The 16,737-nt window shown below is 74.0% G+C and carries 14 protein-coding genes and 1 other RNA gene; 9 read left to right on the top strand and 6 right to left on the bottom strand.

Translation table 11 applies throughout. The features are described 5' to 3' along the window. Positions 1–517 precede the first annotated feature (517 nt). From AB0L45_RS31745 to AB0L45_RS31735, 3 genes are all read left to right on the top strand, one after another. A complete protein-coding gene (locus tag AB0L45_RS31745; RefSeq protein ID WP_365846092.1) occupies positions 518–1,426 on the top strand; it encodes a MaoC/PaaZ C-terminal domain-containing protein in 909 nt (302 codons plus the stop codon). 70 nt (positions 1,427–1,496) lie between these two features. Next, complete coding sequence (locus tag AB0L45_RS31740; RefSeq protein ID WP_365846090.1) at positions 1,497–2,582, top strand: Zn-dependent alcohol dehydrogenase; 1,086 nt, start codon at positions 1,497–1,499, stop codon at positions 2,580–2,582. Positions 2,583–2,725: 143 nt separating this feature from the next. Beyond that, positions 2,726–3,679, top strand: a complete 954-nt coding sequence (locus AB0L45_RS31735; RefSeq protein WP_365846088.1) for a 3-oxoacyl-ACP reductase — start codon at positions 2,726–2,728, stop codon at positions 3,677–3,679. Between the two features lie 159 nt (positions 3,680–3,838). Here AB0L45_RS31735 and AB0L45_RS31730 read toward each other — a convergent pair whose 3' ends face one another. Then, positions 3,839–4,003 carry a hypothetical protein gene (locus AB0L45_RS31730; RefSeq protein WP_365846086.1) on the bottom strand — a complete coding sequence of 55 codons (165 nt, stop codon included), beginning with the start codon at positions 4,001–4,003 and terminating at the stop codon, positions 3,839–3,841. A gap of 153 nt (positions 4,004–4,156) precedes the next feature. Further along, complete coding sequence (locus tag AB0L45_RS31725) at positions 4,157–5,557, bottom strand: hypothetical protein (RefSeq protein ID WP_365846084.1); 1,401 nt, start codon at positions 5,555–5,557, stop codon at positions 4,157–4,159. 319 nt (positions 5,558–5,876) lie between these two features. Between AB0L45_RS31725 and AB0L45_RS31720 the strand changes: the two genes are divergently transcribed. From AB0L45_RS31720 to AB0L45_RS31705, 4 genes are all read left to right on the top strand, one after another. Beyond that, positions 5,877–6,743, top strand: a complete 867-nt coding sequence (locus tag AB0L45_RS31720; RefSeq protein ID WP_365846082.1) for a Nif3-like dinuclear metal center hexameric protein — start codon at positions 5,877–5,879, stop codon at positions 6,741–6,743. Then, entirely contained in the window at positions 6,740–7,483 is a 744-nt protein-coding gene (locus tag AB0L45_RS31715; protein WP_365846284.1) for a C4-type zinc ribbon domain-containing protein, read from the top strand. Before AB0L45_RS31720 ends, AB0L45_RS31715 begins: the two co-directional genes overlap by 4 nt. A 3-nt stretch (positions 7,484–7,486) precedes the next feature. Further along, positions 7,487–8,680, top strand: coding sequence for a bifunctional RNase H/acid phosphatase (locus tag AB0L45_RS31710; protein WP_365846080.1), 1,194 nt, complete (start codon positions 7,487–7,489; stop codon positions 8,678–8,680). Positions 8,681–9,191: 511 nt separating this feature from the next. Then, the gene (locus tag AB0L45_RS31705) at positions 9,192–11,243 is read left to right on the top strand and encodes an alkyl sulfatase dimerization domain-containing protein (RefSeq protein WP_365846078.1); all 2,052 of its coding nucleotides are present in this window, start codon (positions 9,192–9,194) and stop codon (positions 11,241–11,243) included. Positions 11,244–11,338: 95 nt separating this feature from the next. Here AB0L45_RS31705 and eda read toward each other — a convergent pair whose 3' ends face one another. Continuing rightward, the gene (gene eda, locus AB0L45_RS31700; protein WP_365846076.1) at positions 11,339–11,992 is read right to left on the bottom strand and encodes a bifunctional 4-hydroxy-2-oxoglutarate aldolase/2-dehydro-3-deoxy-phosphogluconate aldolase; all 654 of its coding nucleotides are present in this window, start codon (positions 11,990–11,992) and stop codon (positions 11,339–11,341) included. A 166-nt stretch (positions 11,993–12,158) separates the two neighbouring features. Beyond that, positions 12,159–12,974 (bottom strand): peroxide stress protein YaaA, encoded by an 816-nt coding sequence (gene yaaA / locus AB0L45_RS31695; RefSeq protein WP_365846074.1) that lies wholly within the window; start codon positions 12,972–12,974, stop codon positions 12,159–12,161. Positions 12,975–13,149: 175 nt separating this feature from the next. Between yaaA and AB0L45_RS31690 the strand changes: the two genes are divergently transcribed. Further along, on the top strand, positions 13,150–14,613 hold the full coding sequence (locus AB0L45_RS31690) for an RNB domain-containing ribonuclease (RefSeq protein ID WP_365846072.1): 1,464 nt from the start codon (positions 13,150–13,152) through the stop codon (positions 14,611–14,613). Here AB0L45_RS31690 and AB0L45_RS31685 read toward each other — a convergent pair. Both AB0L45_RS31685 and AB0L45_RS31680 read right to left on the bottom strand, forming a co-directional pair. After that, positions 14,600–15,205, bottom strand: coding sequence for a hypothetical protein (locus AB0L45_RS31685; RefSeq protein WP_365846070.1), 606 nt, complete (start codon positions 15,203–15,205; stop codon positions 14,600–14,602). The genes AB0L45_RS31690 and AB0L45_RS31685 overlap by 14 nt on opposite strands. 121 nt (positions 15,206–15,326) lie before the next feature. Further along, positions 15,327–16,214 carry a MerR family transcriptional regulator gene (locus AB0L45_RS31680; protein WP_365846068.1) on the bottom strand — a complete coding sequence of 296 codons (888 nt, stop codon included), beginning with the start codon at positions 16,212–16,214 and terminating at the stop codon, positions 15,327–15,329. Between the two features lie 77 nt (positions 16,215–16,291). Here AB0L45_RS31680 and rnpB point away from each other — a divergent pair. Further along, positions 16,292–16,694, top strand: an RNA gene (rnpB, locus tag AB0L45_RS31675) — RNase P RNA component class A. The last annotated feature ends 43 nt before the right edge of the window (positions 16,695–16,737 follow it).

Raw genomic sequence — 16,737 nt, 5'->3', positions numbered from 1 at the left:
TCGCGGCCGTGCCGTCCCCGCGCGGCCCGCTCTCCCGGCCGGGCGGGCCGGACAGGCCGGACCGGCCCGGCGTGGCCCGTTTGCGGGTACGGGCCAGGAGCCCGCCCCGCTCGCACCGGCCGTTCTCTTCGGTCTGCCGTCTCCCGCGCACGTTCCGTACTGCCTCTTCCCTGTTCCGCGCCGCTGCCCGTACTGTGCTGCGCTCTGCCCGCGACGTTACCGACGCTGCCGGCGGCCTCGGCAGAGGTGAATGTACGCGGCCGGCACCGACAGATGTCACGGACGCGGGCCGGTGGGGGCGGCGCGCCCGCCTGACGGGGTGTCAGGGGGTTCCGGGCTTCCGCCGGATCGGCTATACATGAGAGCCGTCGGATAGAACGCGTTCTAGAAAGGGACGCCCGGGTGCGGTTGCCGGCCGTGGCGGGCCCGGATCGCCGACCGCAGACGACCCCGGCACGGCCGACGGTGCGGACGGCCGGGCCGGGGTCTTCCACCGTGGTGAAGGAGCAGCAGCCCCATGCCCATCGACGCCGCCAAGGCCACCTCCGCCGAGCCGCGGACCACCGAACTCGTCTGGGAGCCGAAGGACGTCCTGCTCTACCACCTCGGCATCGGCGCCGGCGTGCCCGCCACCGACCCCGCCGAGCTGCGCTACACCCTGGAGAGCGCGCTGCACGTGCTGCCCAGCTTCGCGACGGTGGCGGGCGGCGGCATGGCGCTGGCCGGCGGCCTGTCCGCCCCCGGCATCGACGTGGACCTCGCCGCCGTCCTGCACGGCGGCCAGACCGTGACCGTGCACCGCCCCCTGCCCGTACGGGGGCGCGCCGTCCAGACGTCGACGGTGCCCGCCGTGTACGACAAGGGGAAAGCGGCGGTCATCGTGCTGCGCTCCGAGACGGCCGACGACTACGGGCCGCTGTGGACGTGCGACACGCAGATCTTCGTCAAGGGGGAAGGCGGGTTCGGCGGGGAGCGCGGGCCGTCCGCCCGGCTCACGCTGCCCGAGCGCGCGCCGGACCGTACCGTCGAGCGGCGCGTACGGGAGGACCAGGCGCTGCTCTACCGGCTGTCCGGCGACTGGAACCCCCTGCACGCCGACCCCGAGTTCGCCGAGCTCGCCGGCTTCGACCGGCCGATCCTGCACGGGCTGTGCACCTACGGCATCACGCTGAAGGCGGTGGTGGACGAGGTGCTGGGCGGCGACGTGGCGCGCGTCGCCGCGTACACGACCCGGTTCGCGGGGGTGGTCTTCCCCGGCGAGACGCTGCGCGTGCGCATGTGGCAGGAGCCGGAGCGGGCGTCGGAGCAGGAGCCGGAGCGGGCGTCGGCGCCGCAGCGGGTGCTGGTGTCGGTGACGGCGGCCGACCGGGAGGACGCGCCGGTCCTGGCGGACACAGCAGTCAGCATCAGCCCGTCCGGCAGGTGAGAACAGTACGCGAGCACCTCGTCCCCGGCGCCAGGCCGCCCGGCCCGTCGCCCCGCGAAGGGAGCACACCATGCGCGCAGCGGTACTGCACCAGACAGGCCAGGAGAAGCTGGAGGTCCTCGACGGCGTCGAAGCGGTGGGGTTCGGGCCGGGAAAGGTACGGATCCGGATGCGGGCGACCGGGCTGTGCCACTCCGACCTGTCCGCGATGAGCGGCGTGCTGCCGCAGCCCGCGCCCTTCGTCCCCGGGCACGAGGGCGCGGGCGAGATCATGGACGTCGGCGACGGCGTCGCGGGCCTGAAGGCCGGGGACCGGGTGCTGATGTGCTGGCTGCCCGCCTGCGGCACGTGTCCGTCCTGCAAACGCGGCCAGACCCACCTGTGCCTGACCGGGTTCCTGAGCGCCGGCACCCCCAACTTCCGCCGGCCCGGTGCCGACCCGTCCGACATCTTCGGGTTCGCGGGCACCGGCACCTTCGCGGAGGAGGTCGTGGTCGACGCCCGCTGCGCCGTACCGATCCCGGACGACGTGCCGTACGAGATCGCGGCGCTGATCGGGTGCGGGGTGACGACGGGGCTGGGCGCCGCGATGAACACCGCGCGGGTGGAGCCCGGCGCGTCGGTCGCCGTCATCGGCTGCGGCGGCGTCGGCATCTCGGCCGTGCAGGGCGCGCGGGTGTGCGGCGCCGCGCAGATCGTCGCGGTGGACCCGGTGGCCGCGCGCCGCGAGGCGGCGCTGCGCTTCGGCGCCACCGAGGCGGTGCCCCCGGAGGAACTGGCCGACGCCAAGCAGCGGATCACCGCGGGGGAGGGCTTCGACCACGTCTTCGAGGTCGTCGGCCGGTCCGCCACGGCCCGGACCGCGTACGAGGCGACGCGGCGCGGCGGCACGCTGTGCGTCGTCGGCGCCGGGGCGATGGACGATCACTTCCAGGTCAGCATGTTCGAGCTGTTCTTCGACGAGAAGCGGATCCTGCCGTCGCTGTACGGCGGCCAGGACGCGCTGCGCTCCTACGAGCGGGCCATCGCCCTGTGGCGGGCTGGCCGTATCGACCTGGAGGGGCTGATCACCCACCGGGTCCGGCTGCCGGAGATCAACGAGGCGCTGGAGCAGATGCGTGGCGGTACGGCCCTGCGTACGTGCATCGAGATGTGAACCGGGCCGGGCCGGTCCGGTCCCGGCGCGCCGCGCCCCGCCCGTACGCCGGACGGCCCGTCACCGAGCACCGCGTACACCGAGCGCCGCGTACACCGAGCACCGCCTCCCGCCCGTACACCGAACGAGAGGAAGCCGAGAACGTGACCGCTCCCACCGAACGGCCGCTCGACGGACTGTCCGCGATCGTCACCGGCGCCGGCCGCGGCCTGGGCCGGGCGGAGGCGCTGGAGCTCGCCCGGCTCGGCGCGGCCGTCGTCGTCAACGACTTCGGGCAGCCCGGCCGGGACGGCTCCGGCGCGGCGTCGGCGGCCCCGGCCGAGGAGACCGCCGCCGAGATCCGCGCCGCGGGCGGCGAGGCCGTCGCGCACGCCGGTGACGTCGCCGACCACGAGACCGCCCGCGGCCTGGTCCGGCAGGCCGTCGAACGCTGGGGCAAGCTGGACATCCTGGTCAACAACGCGGGCATCCTGCGGGACCGGATGGTGTTCTCCATGACGGAGGACGAGTGGGACTCAGTGCTCCGCGTCCACCTCAAGGGCCACTTCAACACCGTCCACTTCGCCGCCGCCCACTGGCGCGAACGGTCCAAGGCCGCCGGCGCCGCCGTGTACGGGCGGATCGTCAACACCTCCTCCGAGGCGTTCCTCGCCGGCTCGGCGGGCCAGCCCAACTACGCGGCGGCCAAAGGCGGCATCGTCGGCCTCACCACCTCCACGGCGCTCGCCCTGGCCAAGTACGGGGTCACCGCCAACGCCATCTGCCCGCGCGCCCGTACCCGGATGACGGAGGACGTCTTCGCCGGGTTCGCGGTGCCGGAGGAGGGGGCTCTCGACCCGCTGGCCCCCGAGCACGTCGCCCCGCTGGTCGGCTACCTGGCCTCGCCCGCCGCCGCGCGGGTCAACGGGCAGCTGCTCGTCGTGCACGGCGGAATGGTCGCGGTGGTCGAACGCCCCAGGGTGGCGGCGCAGTTCGACACCGCGCAGGACGTCTTCACGTACGCGGAGCTGGACGGCCTGCTGACGCCGTACTACGCGGAGCGCCCGCCGGACGAGACCTTCGCGGCCAAGGAGGTGCTGGGCCTCAAGCGGAGGTGAGCCCTCCGGGACGGGCGGAGGCGAGCCCTCCGGTCCCGGCACGCACCCGACGGCCGTGCCCGCCGTACCCCTGACCGGGCGGTACGGAGGTCACGGCCGTCGGGCGGCACGCGGTCCGGGGCGGGGCCCGGAGGCTCGGAGAGGCTCGGACGCGGGCTCTCAGGCGTCCTGCGGCTGCTTGTTCCGGCGGTGCCTGCCGTTCGGGGACACGGCGGTGTCCTCCGAGGCGGCCGGGCCACGGTGTCTGCCGGCGCCTGCCGCCGCGGCGGCCCGGTCGGCGTCCTGCGGGCGCGCCTGGGTCGTATCGGTTCGGGCTTCGGACATGCGGGGAGTCACTCCGTCAGATCGCTTGCGGCGGTACGCGTCGGGACCTCGCCCAGTCATCACTGCCATCGCTGTCATCACTGGGAAGTGCCGCGGCGAGAAGCCGTCGGCGGCCGGTCGACCGCCGATACTAACGAAGCGAACGATCTTGCTCTACCGGGCCTCCCGGGCCACCGGGGACGGCTGTTGCAGGGGGGCCTGGTGCAGTCGTGCCTGCTGCAACGGCGCCTGCTGCAACGGCACCGGTCTGCACGGAGAGGGATGCGCGGAAGTGCCGTACGGTTCCCGGTCCATGGATTCCGCTGGTGTGGATGGTGTGGAGACGGTGAGCGGCGGCGGCTGCGTATGCACGTACATCGGTGGGGGAGCCGAGGGGACTCGTACCCATCGTGCCGTTCTGACCGGGAAGGCGGTGGGCGTCAGATCCCCGGAAGAACAGGGCGCGCCGGGCACGCCCACGTGCCGCCCGGCGTCGGCGGACAGCACGACGGGCGCGGCGTCCCGGGTCTGCGCCCCGGTGGCCGTGGCCGGCAGCCGCGCCACCCCGCACGGCACCGCCGGCGTCTCGAACGGCAGCCGCAGCTCGCCGTCCGGCGTCCACAGCCCCGTACCCGCCAGCCAGCCGCGCGGCGGCGGGAGCTGCCGCAGCCGGCGCTCCGCGGGCCGCCACACCCCCAGCCACGTGCCGCCGGCCGCGTCGATGCGGAACGCCACCGCACTGCTCTCCGGCGCCAGCGCCTGACCCGACTGCACGGCGAACGGCTGGAGCGCGGCATCCGGCAGCCGCAGGCACTCCGGGAAGCGCACCGGCAGCGCGCTGCCCAGGACGCCCCAGCCCAGCCGGTCGTGCCCCGCCGCGTCCGACCGCAGCACCAGCAGCCCGCTGTCTGGATCCGCCAGCAGCAGCCGGTCGTTGCTCTCCCCGGTGATCTGGAGCAGCGGACTGACCTCGCCGCCGCGCTCCAGGTCGACCACCACCGTCTTGGTGCGCCCGGCCACCTCCTGGTCCAGGGCGAGCAGCCGGCCCGTCCGGTCCAGCCAGACGCCGCCCGTGCAGCGGCCCTCGATCTCGGCGGCACAGTCGGGTACGGAGCGGGCCCGGCCGGGGACGGTGGACTGCCGGCCGTCGTGCACCAGCCACAGCACGGTGGAGTGCTCGCCGGGCGCCAGGGCGTACGCGCGCGAGCCGCAGGGCGCGGCCGGCAGCAGCGTCAGCTCCGCCGCCTCGACGGCGCCGAGCGGCAGCTCGCCGGTGCCCGGGCCGGTCGGGTACAGCAGGCTGAGCGCGAAGCGGCCCGCGGCCCGGCGGCGGATCAGTACCCGGCCGTCCGTGAGGGGCAGCAGCCCGGCGTCCGCCTCCTCGGGCTGCTGCCCGGGCAGGGGGACCGCGTACGGCTCGGGCCCCGCCAGCGTCCAGCGCTCGGGGAACCAGCTCCCGGTGCTCTCGTGCCGCGCGAGCCGGGCGGCGTAGGAGCCGTCGGCGGCGATCGTCAGCGCCGCGCTGTGCTGCCGGGTGTCCGGCATCGCGGCGTTCTCGGTGACACAGGCCGTCATCGAGTGCTCACCTCCAGTCAGTGCGGTCGAAGCTAGTTTTCGCACTCTCAAACGAGTAGCGAAGGTTGCGGCACTTCACGCAAAAGAGTGGCGGATGTCCGGTTCGCCTGAGACGGGGGAGGCGCTTGTGCTCCGGGGAGGGGGCGTGGCGGGAAGCAGCGGAGGCGGAGCGGGCGCGAGGGCGGAGCGAGCGCGGGGGCGCAGGGGGCGGCAGCGGCCGCCCGCGGCACGCCCCGCAGGCCGCCGCGCCCCCGCCCCGCCGGACCGTCGCCCGAAGCGGCCCGGCACACCGGTACGGCTGAGAGGTAACCTTCCCCCCGTGCCCGTACTGTCTGAAGTCCTCGCCGCGCTCGACGCCCTCTGGCCCCCCGAGCGGGCCGCATCGTGGGACGCCGTCGGGACGGTCTGCGGTGATCCGGACGCCGAGGTGCGCCGGGTCCTGTTCGCCGTCGACCCCGTGCAGGAGATCGCCGACGAGGCGGTCCGCATCGGTGCCGACCTGCTCGTCACGCACCACCCGCTCTACCTGCGCGGTACGACCACGGTCGCGGCCGGCACCTTCAAGGGCCGCGTCGTGCACACGCTGATCAAGAACGACATCGCGCTGCACGTGGCACACACCAACGCCGACACCGCCGACCCCGGCGTCTCCGACGCGCTGGCCGGCGCCCTGGACCTGCGGGTCCTGGGCCCGCTGGTGCCGGACGCCACGGACACCCACGGCCGCCGCGGCCTGGGCCGGATCTGCGAGCTGCCGCACCCGATGACGCTCGCGGAGTTCGGCCCGTACGCCGCCGCCCGGCTGCCCGCCACCGCGCAGGGCGTCCGGATCGCCGGCGACCCGGACCGTACGATCCGCACGGTCGCCGTCTCCGGCGGCTCCGGCGACAGCCTCTTCGACGACGTGCGGGCGGCCGGTGTGGACGCGTTCCTCACCGCCGACCTGCGCCACCACCCCGCCTCCGAGGCGACCCAGAAGACTCCGCTGGCGCTGCTGGACGCCGCCCACTGGGCCACCGAGTGGCCCTGGTGCGAACAGGCCGCGGCCCAGCTCGACCAGATTTCCGACCGGCACGGCTGGAACCTGCGCACCCACGTGTCGCGCACGGTCACCGACCCCTGGACCGCCCACGCGGCGTCCGACGCCCGCACGACCCCGACGAACACATCAGGAGCCCCCCGCTGAACGCCGCGCCCGCCGACCAGATCCGCCTCCTCGACGTCCAGGCCCTGGACGTGAGGCTCAGCCAGCTCGCGCACAAGCGCCGCACCCTCCCCGAGCTGGCCGAGATCCAGACCCTGGAGGGCGACCTCACCCAGCAGCGCGACCTGCTCGTCGCCGCGCAGACCGAGGAGAGCGACACCACCCGCGAGCAGACCAAGGCGGAGCAGGACGTGGACCAGGTGCGCCAGCGCGCCGCCCGCGACCAGCAGCGCCTGGACTCCGGCGCCGTCACCTCGCCCAAGGACCTGGAGAGCCTCCAGAAGGAGATCGCCTCCCTCGCCAAGCGCCAGGGCGACCTGGAGGACGTCGTCCTGGAGGTCATGGAGCGCCGCGAGTCCGCCCAGGAGCGCGTCGCCGAGCTGACCGAGCGCGTGGCGTCCGTACAGGCCAAGGTCAACGACGCGGTGGCCCGCCGGGACGCCGCCTACGCCGAGATCGACGGTGAGGCCGACACGGTCCGCAAGGAGCGCGAGCTGACCGTCGCCGACATCCCGGCCGACCTGCTCAAGCTGTACGACCGGCTGCGCGAGAAGCACGGCGGCCTCGGCGCCGCCCGCCTCTACCAGCGCCGCTGCGAGGGCTGCCGCCTGGAGCTGGACATCACCGAGCTGAACGACGTGCGCAGCGCGCCCGCCGACAAGGTCGTGCGCTGCGAGAACTGCAGCCGCATCCTGGTGCGCACGCCCGACTCGGGCCTGTAGGCCGTGGCCCGTACGTTCGTCGTCGAGGCCGACGGCGGCTCCCGGGGCAACCCGGGGCCCGCGGGGTACGGCGCGGTCGTCCTCGACCCGGAGACGGGCGGGACGCTCGCCGAGGCCGCCGAGTACATCGGCACGGCGACCAACAACGTCGCCGAGTACCGGGGCCTGCTGGCCGGGCTGCGCGCCGCGCACGCGCTGGACCCGGACGCGGACGTCCGGGTGCGGATGGACTCCAAGCTCGTCGTCGAGCAGATGTCCGGGCGCTGGAAGATCAAGCACCCGGACATGCGGCCGCTGGCGGCGGAGGCGCGCAGCGTCTTCCCGCCCGGCCGGGTCACGTACGAGTGGATCCCGCGCGAGCGCAACAAGCACGCCGACCGGCTCGCCAACGAGGCGATGGACGCGGGCCGGGCGGGGCGCCAGTGGGAGGCGCGGGACTCCCGGGCCGAGCTGGACGCGGGCGGCCCGGCGCGCAGCGCCGCGGCCCGCGCGGCCGACGCGGCGGCGGAGGCCGCGGAAGCCGGACCGGACACCGGAACGAAGGCGCCGCCGGCCGGCTGGGCGCCCGCCGACCTCGGGACGCCGACCACCCTCGTCCTGCTGCGGCACGGCGAGACCGCGCTGACCCCGCAGAAGCGGTTCTCCGGCAGCGGCGGCTCGGACCCCGAGCTGTCCGACGCCGGGCACCGGCAGGCCGAAGCGGTCGCCGCCGCGCTCGCCGCGCGCGGCACGGTCCAGGCCGTCGTCAGCTCGCCCCTCAAGCGCTGCCGGCAGACGGCCGAGACCGTCGCGGCCCGCCTCGGCCTGGACGTACGGATCGACGAGGGCCTGCGCGAGACCGACTTCGGCGCCTGGGAGGGCCTGACCTTCGCCGAGGTCCAGGAGCACTACCCCGAGGACCTCGCCGCCTGGCTCGGCTCCGCCAAGGCGGCGCCCACCGGCGGCGAGTCCTTCGCCGCCGTCGCCCGCCGCGTCGCCCTCTCCCGCGACAAGCTGCTGGCCCGGTACGCGGGCCGCACGGTGCTGCTCGTCACGCACGTCACCCCGGTCAAGACCCTGGTACGGCTGGCCCTCGGCGCCCCGCCGGAGGCCCTGTTCCGCATGGAACTGTCCGCCGCGTCGCTGTCGGCCGTCGCGTACTACGCCGACGGGAACGCTTCGGTACGGCTGGTCAATGAGACGGCGCATCTGCGCTGAGGGGGTGCCGGGGGCCGCCCCACCCGCTACGGGAAAGGTCTGCCTGTTGGTGCGCGGGTCTTTTCGCGTCCGCCTGTAGCGGGTGGGGTTTTCCGCGTCCGGCTGCTTGCGCGGGTCTTTCCCGTGCCCGGCCGGCACGGTGCGGCCGGGTCTTTCCCGTGCCCGGCCGGCACGGTGCGGCCGGGCCTTTCCCGTACCCGTCTGTCGCGGTGCGGCCGGGCCTTTCCCGTACCCGCCGGTCACTGTGCGGCCCCTTTCCGTGCCCGCGGTGCGCCGTTTTCCCGTCGCTCTCCCGACGGTCTCCGGCGCGCCGTCCGGCCGCTTTTCGGTCCCTCTCCATCTGGCGTGAACCCTGCGCTTTTCGCCGGGGCCGGACCGGGACCGGCCGCTGGCTTGATTGGTTCCTTGTAGTGCGCTGCCCGCTTTCCTAGCGTCGCTGGCACACAGGGGCGCCACCGGCGCCGCTCCCTCACCGTACGCGCGAATTCCGCATGCTCTTACGGAGGTTGGTATGCCGAACGAGTACACCGGACCCGTCGAGATTTCCGCGTCCGTCGCGGAAGCCAACCGGAAGGCCGCGGAGCGCCTCAGTAAGGGCGGCTCCCAGGACTTCGAGGACGCGCAACGGGGGCTGCTGGCGGTGCCGGACGTACCGGTGATCTCTTCCCGGTCCGACAGCGACAAGGTGGTGTGGGACTTCGCCGCGTACGCGTTCCTCACCGACGGCGACGCGCAGGCACCGCCGACCGTCAGCCCGGGCCTGTGGCGCCAGGGCCTGCTCACCGCGACGGCCGGACTGTTCCAGGTCGTCTCCGACCCGCGGCGGTCCGTCTACCAGGTGCGCGGCTACGACCTGTCCAACATGACGATCATCGAGGGGGACCACGGGATCATCGTCATCGACCCGCTGGCCTGCTACGAGACCGCACAGGCCGCCCTCAAGCTGTACCGCGACACCACCGGGAACCGGGCTCCGGTCCGCGCGCTGATCTACACCCACAGCCACGTCGACCACTTCGGCGGCGCCCGCGGCCTGTTCGCCGAGCAGAACGACGAAGTGCCCGCCGGCCTCCCGGTGATCGCGCCCGACGGGTTCCTGGAGCACGCCGTCAGCGAGAACGTCTACGCGGGCCCGGCGATGCAGCGCCGGGCCGGATACATGTACGCGGCGCAGCTGGACAAGGGCCCGTACGCGCAGGCCGGTTCGGGCCTGGGGCTGACGGTCTCCACCGGCGAGGTCACCCTGCTGCCGCCGACCGACTGCATCGGCAGCGATCCGGCCGTCACCCGGGAGGACTGGTCGCCCGCCGACGTCATCCCGTGGCGGGCGGGCCTGTACCGGCGGGTGATCGACGGCGTACGGCTGCTCTTCCAGCTGACGCCCGGCACCGAGGCGCCCGCGGAGATGAACATCTACCTCCCCGAACTGCGGACCCTGTGCATGGCGGAGAACGCCACCCACAATCTGCACAACATCCTCAGCCTGCGCGGCGCCCAGGTCCGGGACGCGCACGCCTGGGCGAAATACCTCACGGACGCGATCCAGACCTTCGGCGAGCACACCGAAGTGGAATTCGCCTCCCACCACTGGCCGCGCTGGGGCAAGGAAAGCATCCTTGAATTCCTGAGCAATCAGCGGGACATGTACGCGTACCTCAACGATCAGACGCTGCGGCTCATCAACCGCGGATACACGGGCATCGAGATCGCCGAGGAACTCCGGCACCTCCCCGCCGGACTCGCCGAGCACTGGTACAACCAGGGCTGTTACGGCTCACTCAGCCACAACCTCAAGGCCGTGTACCAGCGTTACCTGGGCTGGTTCGACGGAAATCCCGCCCATCTGTGGAACCTGCCGCCGACGGAGGCCGGAACGCGGTACCTGGCGGCGATGGGCGGCGCCGAAGCCGTCGTACGGAAGGCGCAGGAGGCGTACGACGGCCACGAGGGCGACCCGGACGCGTACCGCTGGGTCGTGGAACTGCTCAACCACGTCCTCTTCGCCGACCCCGCCACCGTCTCCGAAAAGGCCGTCCAGGACGCCAAGGCCCTCCAGATCAAGACCTTCACCCAGCTCGGCTACGGCGCCGAGAACGGTCCGTGGCGCAACTTCTTCCTGACCGGCGCGGAGGAACTGCGTACCGGACCACAGCGGCCCACCAGCAAGGGCGCGCCGGACCTGGTCCACAGCATGACCCTGGAGCAGGTCTTCGCGGCGATGGCGCGCAGTGTGGACGGGCCGAAGGCGGCACAGGAACAGCGGGCCGCGATCGTCCTCCAGTGGCAGTTCACGGACACCGGGCAGGAGTGCACCACGACACTGCGCAACGGCGTTCTGGTGTACGTGGACGGCAAGGACCTGTACGCGGGCAAGCCGCAGGCCACCATCATCCTGACCAGGCCGGCCTTCGACTCGCTCATCCTCGAAGGCCCGTGGTTCCAGCGGAACTTCGACGCGGCGGTGAAGGCGGGCAGCATCCGTGTCGACGACCAGCCGGCGGCGGACACCGTCTTCGGCTACCTGACGGTGCCGGACCCGGCGTTCGCGATCGTCACTCCGTAGCACCGGCCCCGGCCCGTCCGGCCGCCTCGTCGGCTCAGCGCCTCGGCGCCCCGGCGCGGGGCTGCGCAACGGCGCGGTCAGCACAACGCCGCGGGTCAGCGCAACGACGCGGCCTCGCGGGCCAGCCGCTCCACCCGGCCCCAGTCCTTGGCGCGCAGCGCGTCCGCCGGCAGCATCCACGTACCGCCCACGCAGCCGACGTTCGGCAGCGCCAGGTAGCCGGGGGCCGAGCCCAGGCCGATGCCGCCGGTCGGACAGAACCGGGCCCGGGGGAGCGGCGAGGCGAGCGACTTCAGGTACGCCGTGCCGCCGGCGGCCTCGGCGGGGAAGAACTTCATCTCGGTCACGCCCTCGTCCAGCAGCGTCACCACCTCCGACGCCGTCGAGACCCCCGGCAGGAACGGCAGGCCGCAGGACTTCATCGCGGCCAGCAGCCGTGGCGACCACCCCGGACTCACCAGGAAGCGGGAGCCCGCCGCGACCGCCGTGTCCACGTGTTCGGGGGTCAGGACCGTGCCCGCGCCGACCACCGCCTCCGGGACCGCGTCGGCGATGGCCCGGATCGCCTGCGGCGCGGCGGCCGTACGCAGCGTCACCTCGATGGCGGGCAGGCCGCCCGCCACGAGCGCGCGGGCGAGCGGCACCGCGTCGGCCGCGTCGTCGAGGACCACGACCGGGATGACGGGCGCGAGCCCCAGCACGGAGGACGGGGCGGCGGGGGAGGAGGCGGCAGCGGCAGCACTAGTCACGGGCCCATAGTGCGCCGACGCGTCAGCATCCGCAATGATCGTTGCAGATGCTGCAACGTGAGCCTTCCCGCGCTCCGGCCCGGGTCCGGCTCGCGTCCGCCCTGCGTCCGCCCCGCGACCGTTCGACGACCGGCTCGCGTCCGTCCCGGACCGCCCCGGACCGCCTCTAAAGCTCCTTCACCACCACATCGACCGCCCACGCCTTCCCCGTCTTCGCCGCCTTCCCCGCCTTCGCCGGGGCCGCGGCCTCCACCACGTACCCGAGATCGCTCAGCGCCTCGACCAGCTCCGCGGGGCCGTCCGGCGTCCGCCCCGCCGTCAGCAGGTCGCGGACCAGCCGCCCCTTCGTCGCCTTGTTGAAGTGGCTCACCACCGACCGCTTCTCCACCCCGTCCACGATCTTCGACTGGAGCACCCGCACCGTCGCCGTCCGGCCCGCGACCTCGCCCTTCGGCTTCCAGGCCGTCGCGTACGCCGCCGACCGCAGGTCCAGGACCAGCCCGTCCCCGGCGGCCGCGGGCAGCACCTCGGCCATCGGCGTACGCCAGTACGCGCCCAGCGCACCCAGCCCCGGCAGCTTGACGCCCATCGAGCAGCGGTACGACGGGATCCGGTCGCCGACCCGCACCGCGCCCCACAGCCCCGAGAACACCAGCAGCGACGACTCCGCCAGCTCCCGCGCCCGCGCGTCGAGCGTGGCGAGCCCCAGCGCGTCGTACAGCACGCCGGTGTAGATCTCCCCGGCCGGCCGCGTCCCGGCCGTGCGCAGTCCGGCGTTCTTGGCGATCTCGCCCTTGAGGCCGTCGCTCAGCCCGAGGACCTCCTGCGCCTTCGTCTCGTCCGCCGCGCACAGCCCGACCAGCTCTTCGAGCACCGCTTCCCGCGCCGGTCCCAGCCCGGGCAGCGACAGCGCCCCCAGGTCCAACGGCTCCCCGCCCTCGGACGTGGCCTTCCCTTCGGACGGCGGCAACAACACGAGCACGCGCTTCTCCTCAACCTTCTGTGCACTGGCTCCGCCACTTTACGGTTCGGGGGAGAAGGGACGGAGCGGCCACCGGCGGACGCCCTCCTCAAAGGCAAGCCCGCCCGTCAAGGAGCCGGCCTGCCGTGTCCCCACCAAGGGGCGGGCGCGCCGTGCGCCCCCTACGCTCAAAAACATGCCCCGCCGCCACCTCCGCGTGACCGCCGCAGCCGAGGCCCCCGTGCGTGCCGCGCTGCGGGAGCTGCGGGCGCGGCTGGACGTCCCGCACACCTTTCCGCTCTCCGCGCAGGCCGAGGCGGACAGTGCCGCGCGCTGGCCGCACCCGCCCGCCGACACGGCGGCCACCGACGCGACCGGCATCCCGCTGTTCACCGTCGACCCGCCCGGCTCGATGGACCTCGACCAGGCCATGCACCTGTCCCGGCGCCCCGGCGGCGGCTACCGCGTCCACTACGCCATCGCCGACGTGGCCTCCTTCGTCACCCCCGGTGGCGCCCTCGACGCCGAGGCGCACCGCCGCGTGACGACCCTCTACTTCCCCGACGAACACCTGCCGCTGCATCCGCCCGTCCTCGGCGAGGGCGCCGCCAGCCTGCTGCCCGACGAAGTCCGGCCCGCCGTCCTGTGGCAGCTCGATCTCGACCCGGACGGCGCGCTGCGCTCGACGGACGTACGCCGCGCCCTCGTCCGCTCCCGGGCCCGGCTGGACTACGAGGGCGTCCAGCGCGCCATCGACACCGGCACCGCCGAGGAACCGCTCGTCCTCCTCCGCACGGTCGGCCGCCTCCGCGAGGACCTGGAGGTGGCCCGCGGCGGCATCTCCCTCAACGTCCCCGAGCAGGAGATCATCGAGCGCCCGGAGGGCTACGCCCTCGCCTACCGCGCGCCCCGCCCCGCCGACGCCTGGAACGCCCAGATCTCCCTGCTCACCGGTATGGCCGCGGCCGGTCTGATGCTCGCCTCCGGCACCGGCGTGCTGCGTACGCTGCCCGCCGCCCCGGACGGCGCGGTCGCCCGCCTGCGCCGTACCGCCCGCGCCCTCGGCGTCGACTGGCCGCCCCACACCTCGTACGCCGCCCTCGTCCGCACCCTCGACCCCTCCCGCACCACGCACGCCGCCTTCCTCCAGGACTGCACGGCCCTGCTGCGCGGCGCGGGCTACACCGTCTTCGACGGCGATCCGCCCGCCCCGGAGCACGCCCGGCACGCCGCCGTCGCCGCCCCGTACGCGCACGTCACCGCACCGCTGCGCCGCCTCGCCGACCGGTACGGCGCCGAGCTGTGCCTGGCCGCTGCGGCCGGCCGGGAACCGCCGGACTGGGTCCGTACGGCGCTGCCCGCCCTCCCCGGCGAGATGGCGGAGGGCGGCCGCCGGGCCGGTCAGGTCGAGCGGGAGTGCGTCGACATCGTGGAGGCGGCCCTGATGCAGGACCGCCTCGGTGAGGTCTTCGACGGGTACGTGGTCGACGTCCAGGACGGGCGGCCGGACCGGGGCACGGTGCACCTGGACGACCCGGCGGTGATCGGCCGCGTCGACGGCGGCGAGCAGGTCCCGGAGCTGCCGCTGGGCCGGCCCCTGCGGGTGCGCCTCACCGAAGCCGACCCCGGCCACGCCCCGGTCTGCTTCACGCCGGCGTGACCACGCCCCCGGCCTCGTCCTTCTTCTCCCGCTGCCGGTCCAGGGCCTCCCGTACGGCGGCGACCGCGGCCCGCCCCTCATCCGCGTGGAACCGCACGGTACGGACCTCCACCCGCTGCCCCAGCAGCTTCACGGCGGTGACCGGCTCGGTCAGCTCGACCGTGACGCAGGTCTGCGCCCCCACCGGCAGCTCCAGCACACCGTCCCGCTCCTGGGACTCCCGCCCGGCCGTCTCCGTCTTCGGGAAGCGCAGGTCGTAACGGACGGACGCGATCCGCTCCAGCGGTATCCGCACATCCATCCGCGCACCGGCGCGGATCCGCAGCCCGCGGGGCCCGACGACGTGCGGCCGGGTCACGGCGGCGGCCTGGAAACCCGCCACCATCAGCACCGTGTAGACGTCCAGCACCAGCATGATCCAGTGCACGACCGGATTCTTCGCGAGCAGGACCGAGACGCCGACCGCCTCCACGACGCACACGAACATGAACCCGTACAGCATCGGCGCCTGCGCCCGCGCGTACCCGAGCTCCCGCTCCCCGGCCCCCACACCGTCCCGCCGCCGCGCCACCCACAGCCCCAGACTGGCCATCCACCGCCCTTCATGAGCCAGCAGCAGCCGCCCGGTCCCCGCACCGGCCCCGCTCCCGACGCCCTCCGCACCGGGCCTTTCCTCTACGGTCCTCACACCGGCCCCCCTTCCGACAATCCCCTCACCCATGCCCCCGCTCCCTTCCGCCTTCTCCAGCCCCACCCTGCGCCCTCTGCGCCCTCTCGTTTCGTTCCAACGCCAGACGGATCGCCCGCCGTACGGCCTCCTCCTGCGCCGGTGCGAAGTCCGCGAAGTCCGCGAAGTACGAATCCAGAAACTTGGCCGACGCCCGCGACCCGCGCCCCGCCGGTTCCGCCCGCTCCAGGCCCTCCAGCCCGCGCACATCCGCCAACAGCCCGTCCGGAATGCTCGCGGCGAGGGCGCGGGCCGCCTCCTCCACCCGTGGATCACCGGGTGCCGCCGCGGCCAGCCCGTCCAGCAGCGCATAGACCTCGTAAGCCCGTTCCATGGCCCCCGGCGACGTGAGCGCCTCGCTCATCACCGACATCACCCGCTGCCCGCCCTCCTCCCCGGAAGCCGTCTCCAGCAGCGAGAGGAACTCCCGCTCCTTGACCGCCATGGCGGGCTCCGGCCCCGGCAACGTGGCGGAGACCCGCTTCATCTCGCCGGCCAGCGCCGCCAACTGCTCCGAGTACGGCCCCTCGTACGGCAGCTCCCCGCTCTCCCGGATCTCCCGCAGCAGCGCCCCGAGCCGCTCCCGCCGGCCGCGGATCTCCTCCTCCTGCCGCGCCAGGTCCGCGTCCAGCTCGGCGAGCACCTCCTCCAGATCCCGGCCGGCGTCGTCCGCGAGCACGTCGCGCACCTCGCCCAGCCCGATCCCCAGCTCCGTCAGCCGCCGCACCCGCGCCAGCATCACCGCGTCGCGCAGCCCGTACTCCCGGTACCCGTTCGCCCGCCGTTCGGGCTCCGGGAGCAGTCCGAGGTGGTGGTAGTGCCGTACGGTCCGCGTGGTGACGCCGACCAGCGCCGCGAGCTCTCCGATCCTCATACGGCAAGTAGAAACGTTGCCGTTACGACAAGGTCAAGCCTCAGCCGGCCGGGAGGTACCATGGTCCGCACGGCGGACGAGCCGGCCGGACGGCCGCGTGGGGATGTACTGCATCCCCCCGAGGAACGTCCGGGCTCCACAGGGCAGGGTGGTGGGTAACGCCCACCCGGGGTGACCCGCGGGACAGTGCCACAGAAAGCAAACCGCCGGGGATTCTGGTCCTCGGTAAGGGTGAAACGGTGGTGTAAGAGACCACCAGCCTCCGAGGTGACTCGGAGGGCTAGGTAAACCCCACCCGGAGCAAGGTCAAGAGGGGCCGTCGGCTGACGGCCCTGCGCGGACGTTCGAGGGCTGCCCGCCCGAGTCCGCGGGTAGACCGCACGAGGCTGCCGGCAACGGCAGCCCTAGATGGATGGCCGTCTCCCGACGGGCCGCAAGGCCCGCTGGCGACAGAACCCGGCGTACAGGCCGACTCGTCCGCCGGTCAGCCGACGCAAGGCCCCTGACCTGGGGTTTCCAGGTC

This window comes from Streptomyces sp. NPDC052496 (assembly GCF_040679095.1).
GTDB lineage: Bacteria > Actinomycetota > Actinomycetes > Streptomycetales > Streptomycetaceae > Streptomyces.
Note: the sequence above shows the minus strand (reverse complement) of the source record. Positions and strands in the feature narration are given on the sequence as shown.

Excerpts from the sequence above, each read along its gene's own strand:
- AB0L45_RS31745 (WP_365846092.1), top strand. The coding sequence starts at position 518 with ATGCCCATCGACGCCGCCAAGGCCACCTCCGCCGAGCCGCGGACCACC.
- AB0L45_RS31740 (WP_365846090.1), top strand. The coding sequence starts at position 1,497 with ATGCGCGCAGCGGTACTGCACCAGACAGGCCAGGAGAAGCTGGAGGTC.
- AB0L45_RS31730 (WP_365846086.1), bottom strand. The coding sequence starts at position 4,003 with ATGTCCGAAGCCCGAACCGATACGACCCAGGCGCGCCCGCAGGACGCC.
- AB0L45_RS31725 (WP_365846084.1), bottom strand. The coding sequence starts at position 5,557 with ATGACGGCCTGTGTCACCGAGAACGCCGCGATGCCGGACACCCGGCAG.
- AB0L45_RS31705 (WP_365846078.1), top strand. The coding sequence starts at position 9,192 with ATGCCGAACGAGTACACCGGACCCGTCGAGATTTCCGCGTCCGTCGCG.
- AB0L45_RS31690 (WP_365846072.1), top strand. The coding sequence starts at position 13,150 with ATGCCCCGCCGCCACCTCCGCGTGACCGCCGCAGCCGAGGCCCCCGTG.
- AB0L45_RS31685 (WP_365846070.1), bottom strand. The coding sequence starts at position 15,205 with ATGGCCAGTCTGGGGCTGTGGGTGGCGCGGCGGCGGGACGGTGTGGGG.
- AB0L45_RS31680 (WP_365846068.1), bottom strand. The coding sequence starts at position 16,214 with ATGAGGATCGGAGAGCTCGCGGCGCTGGTCGGCGTCACCACGCGGACC.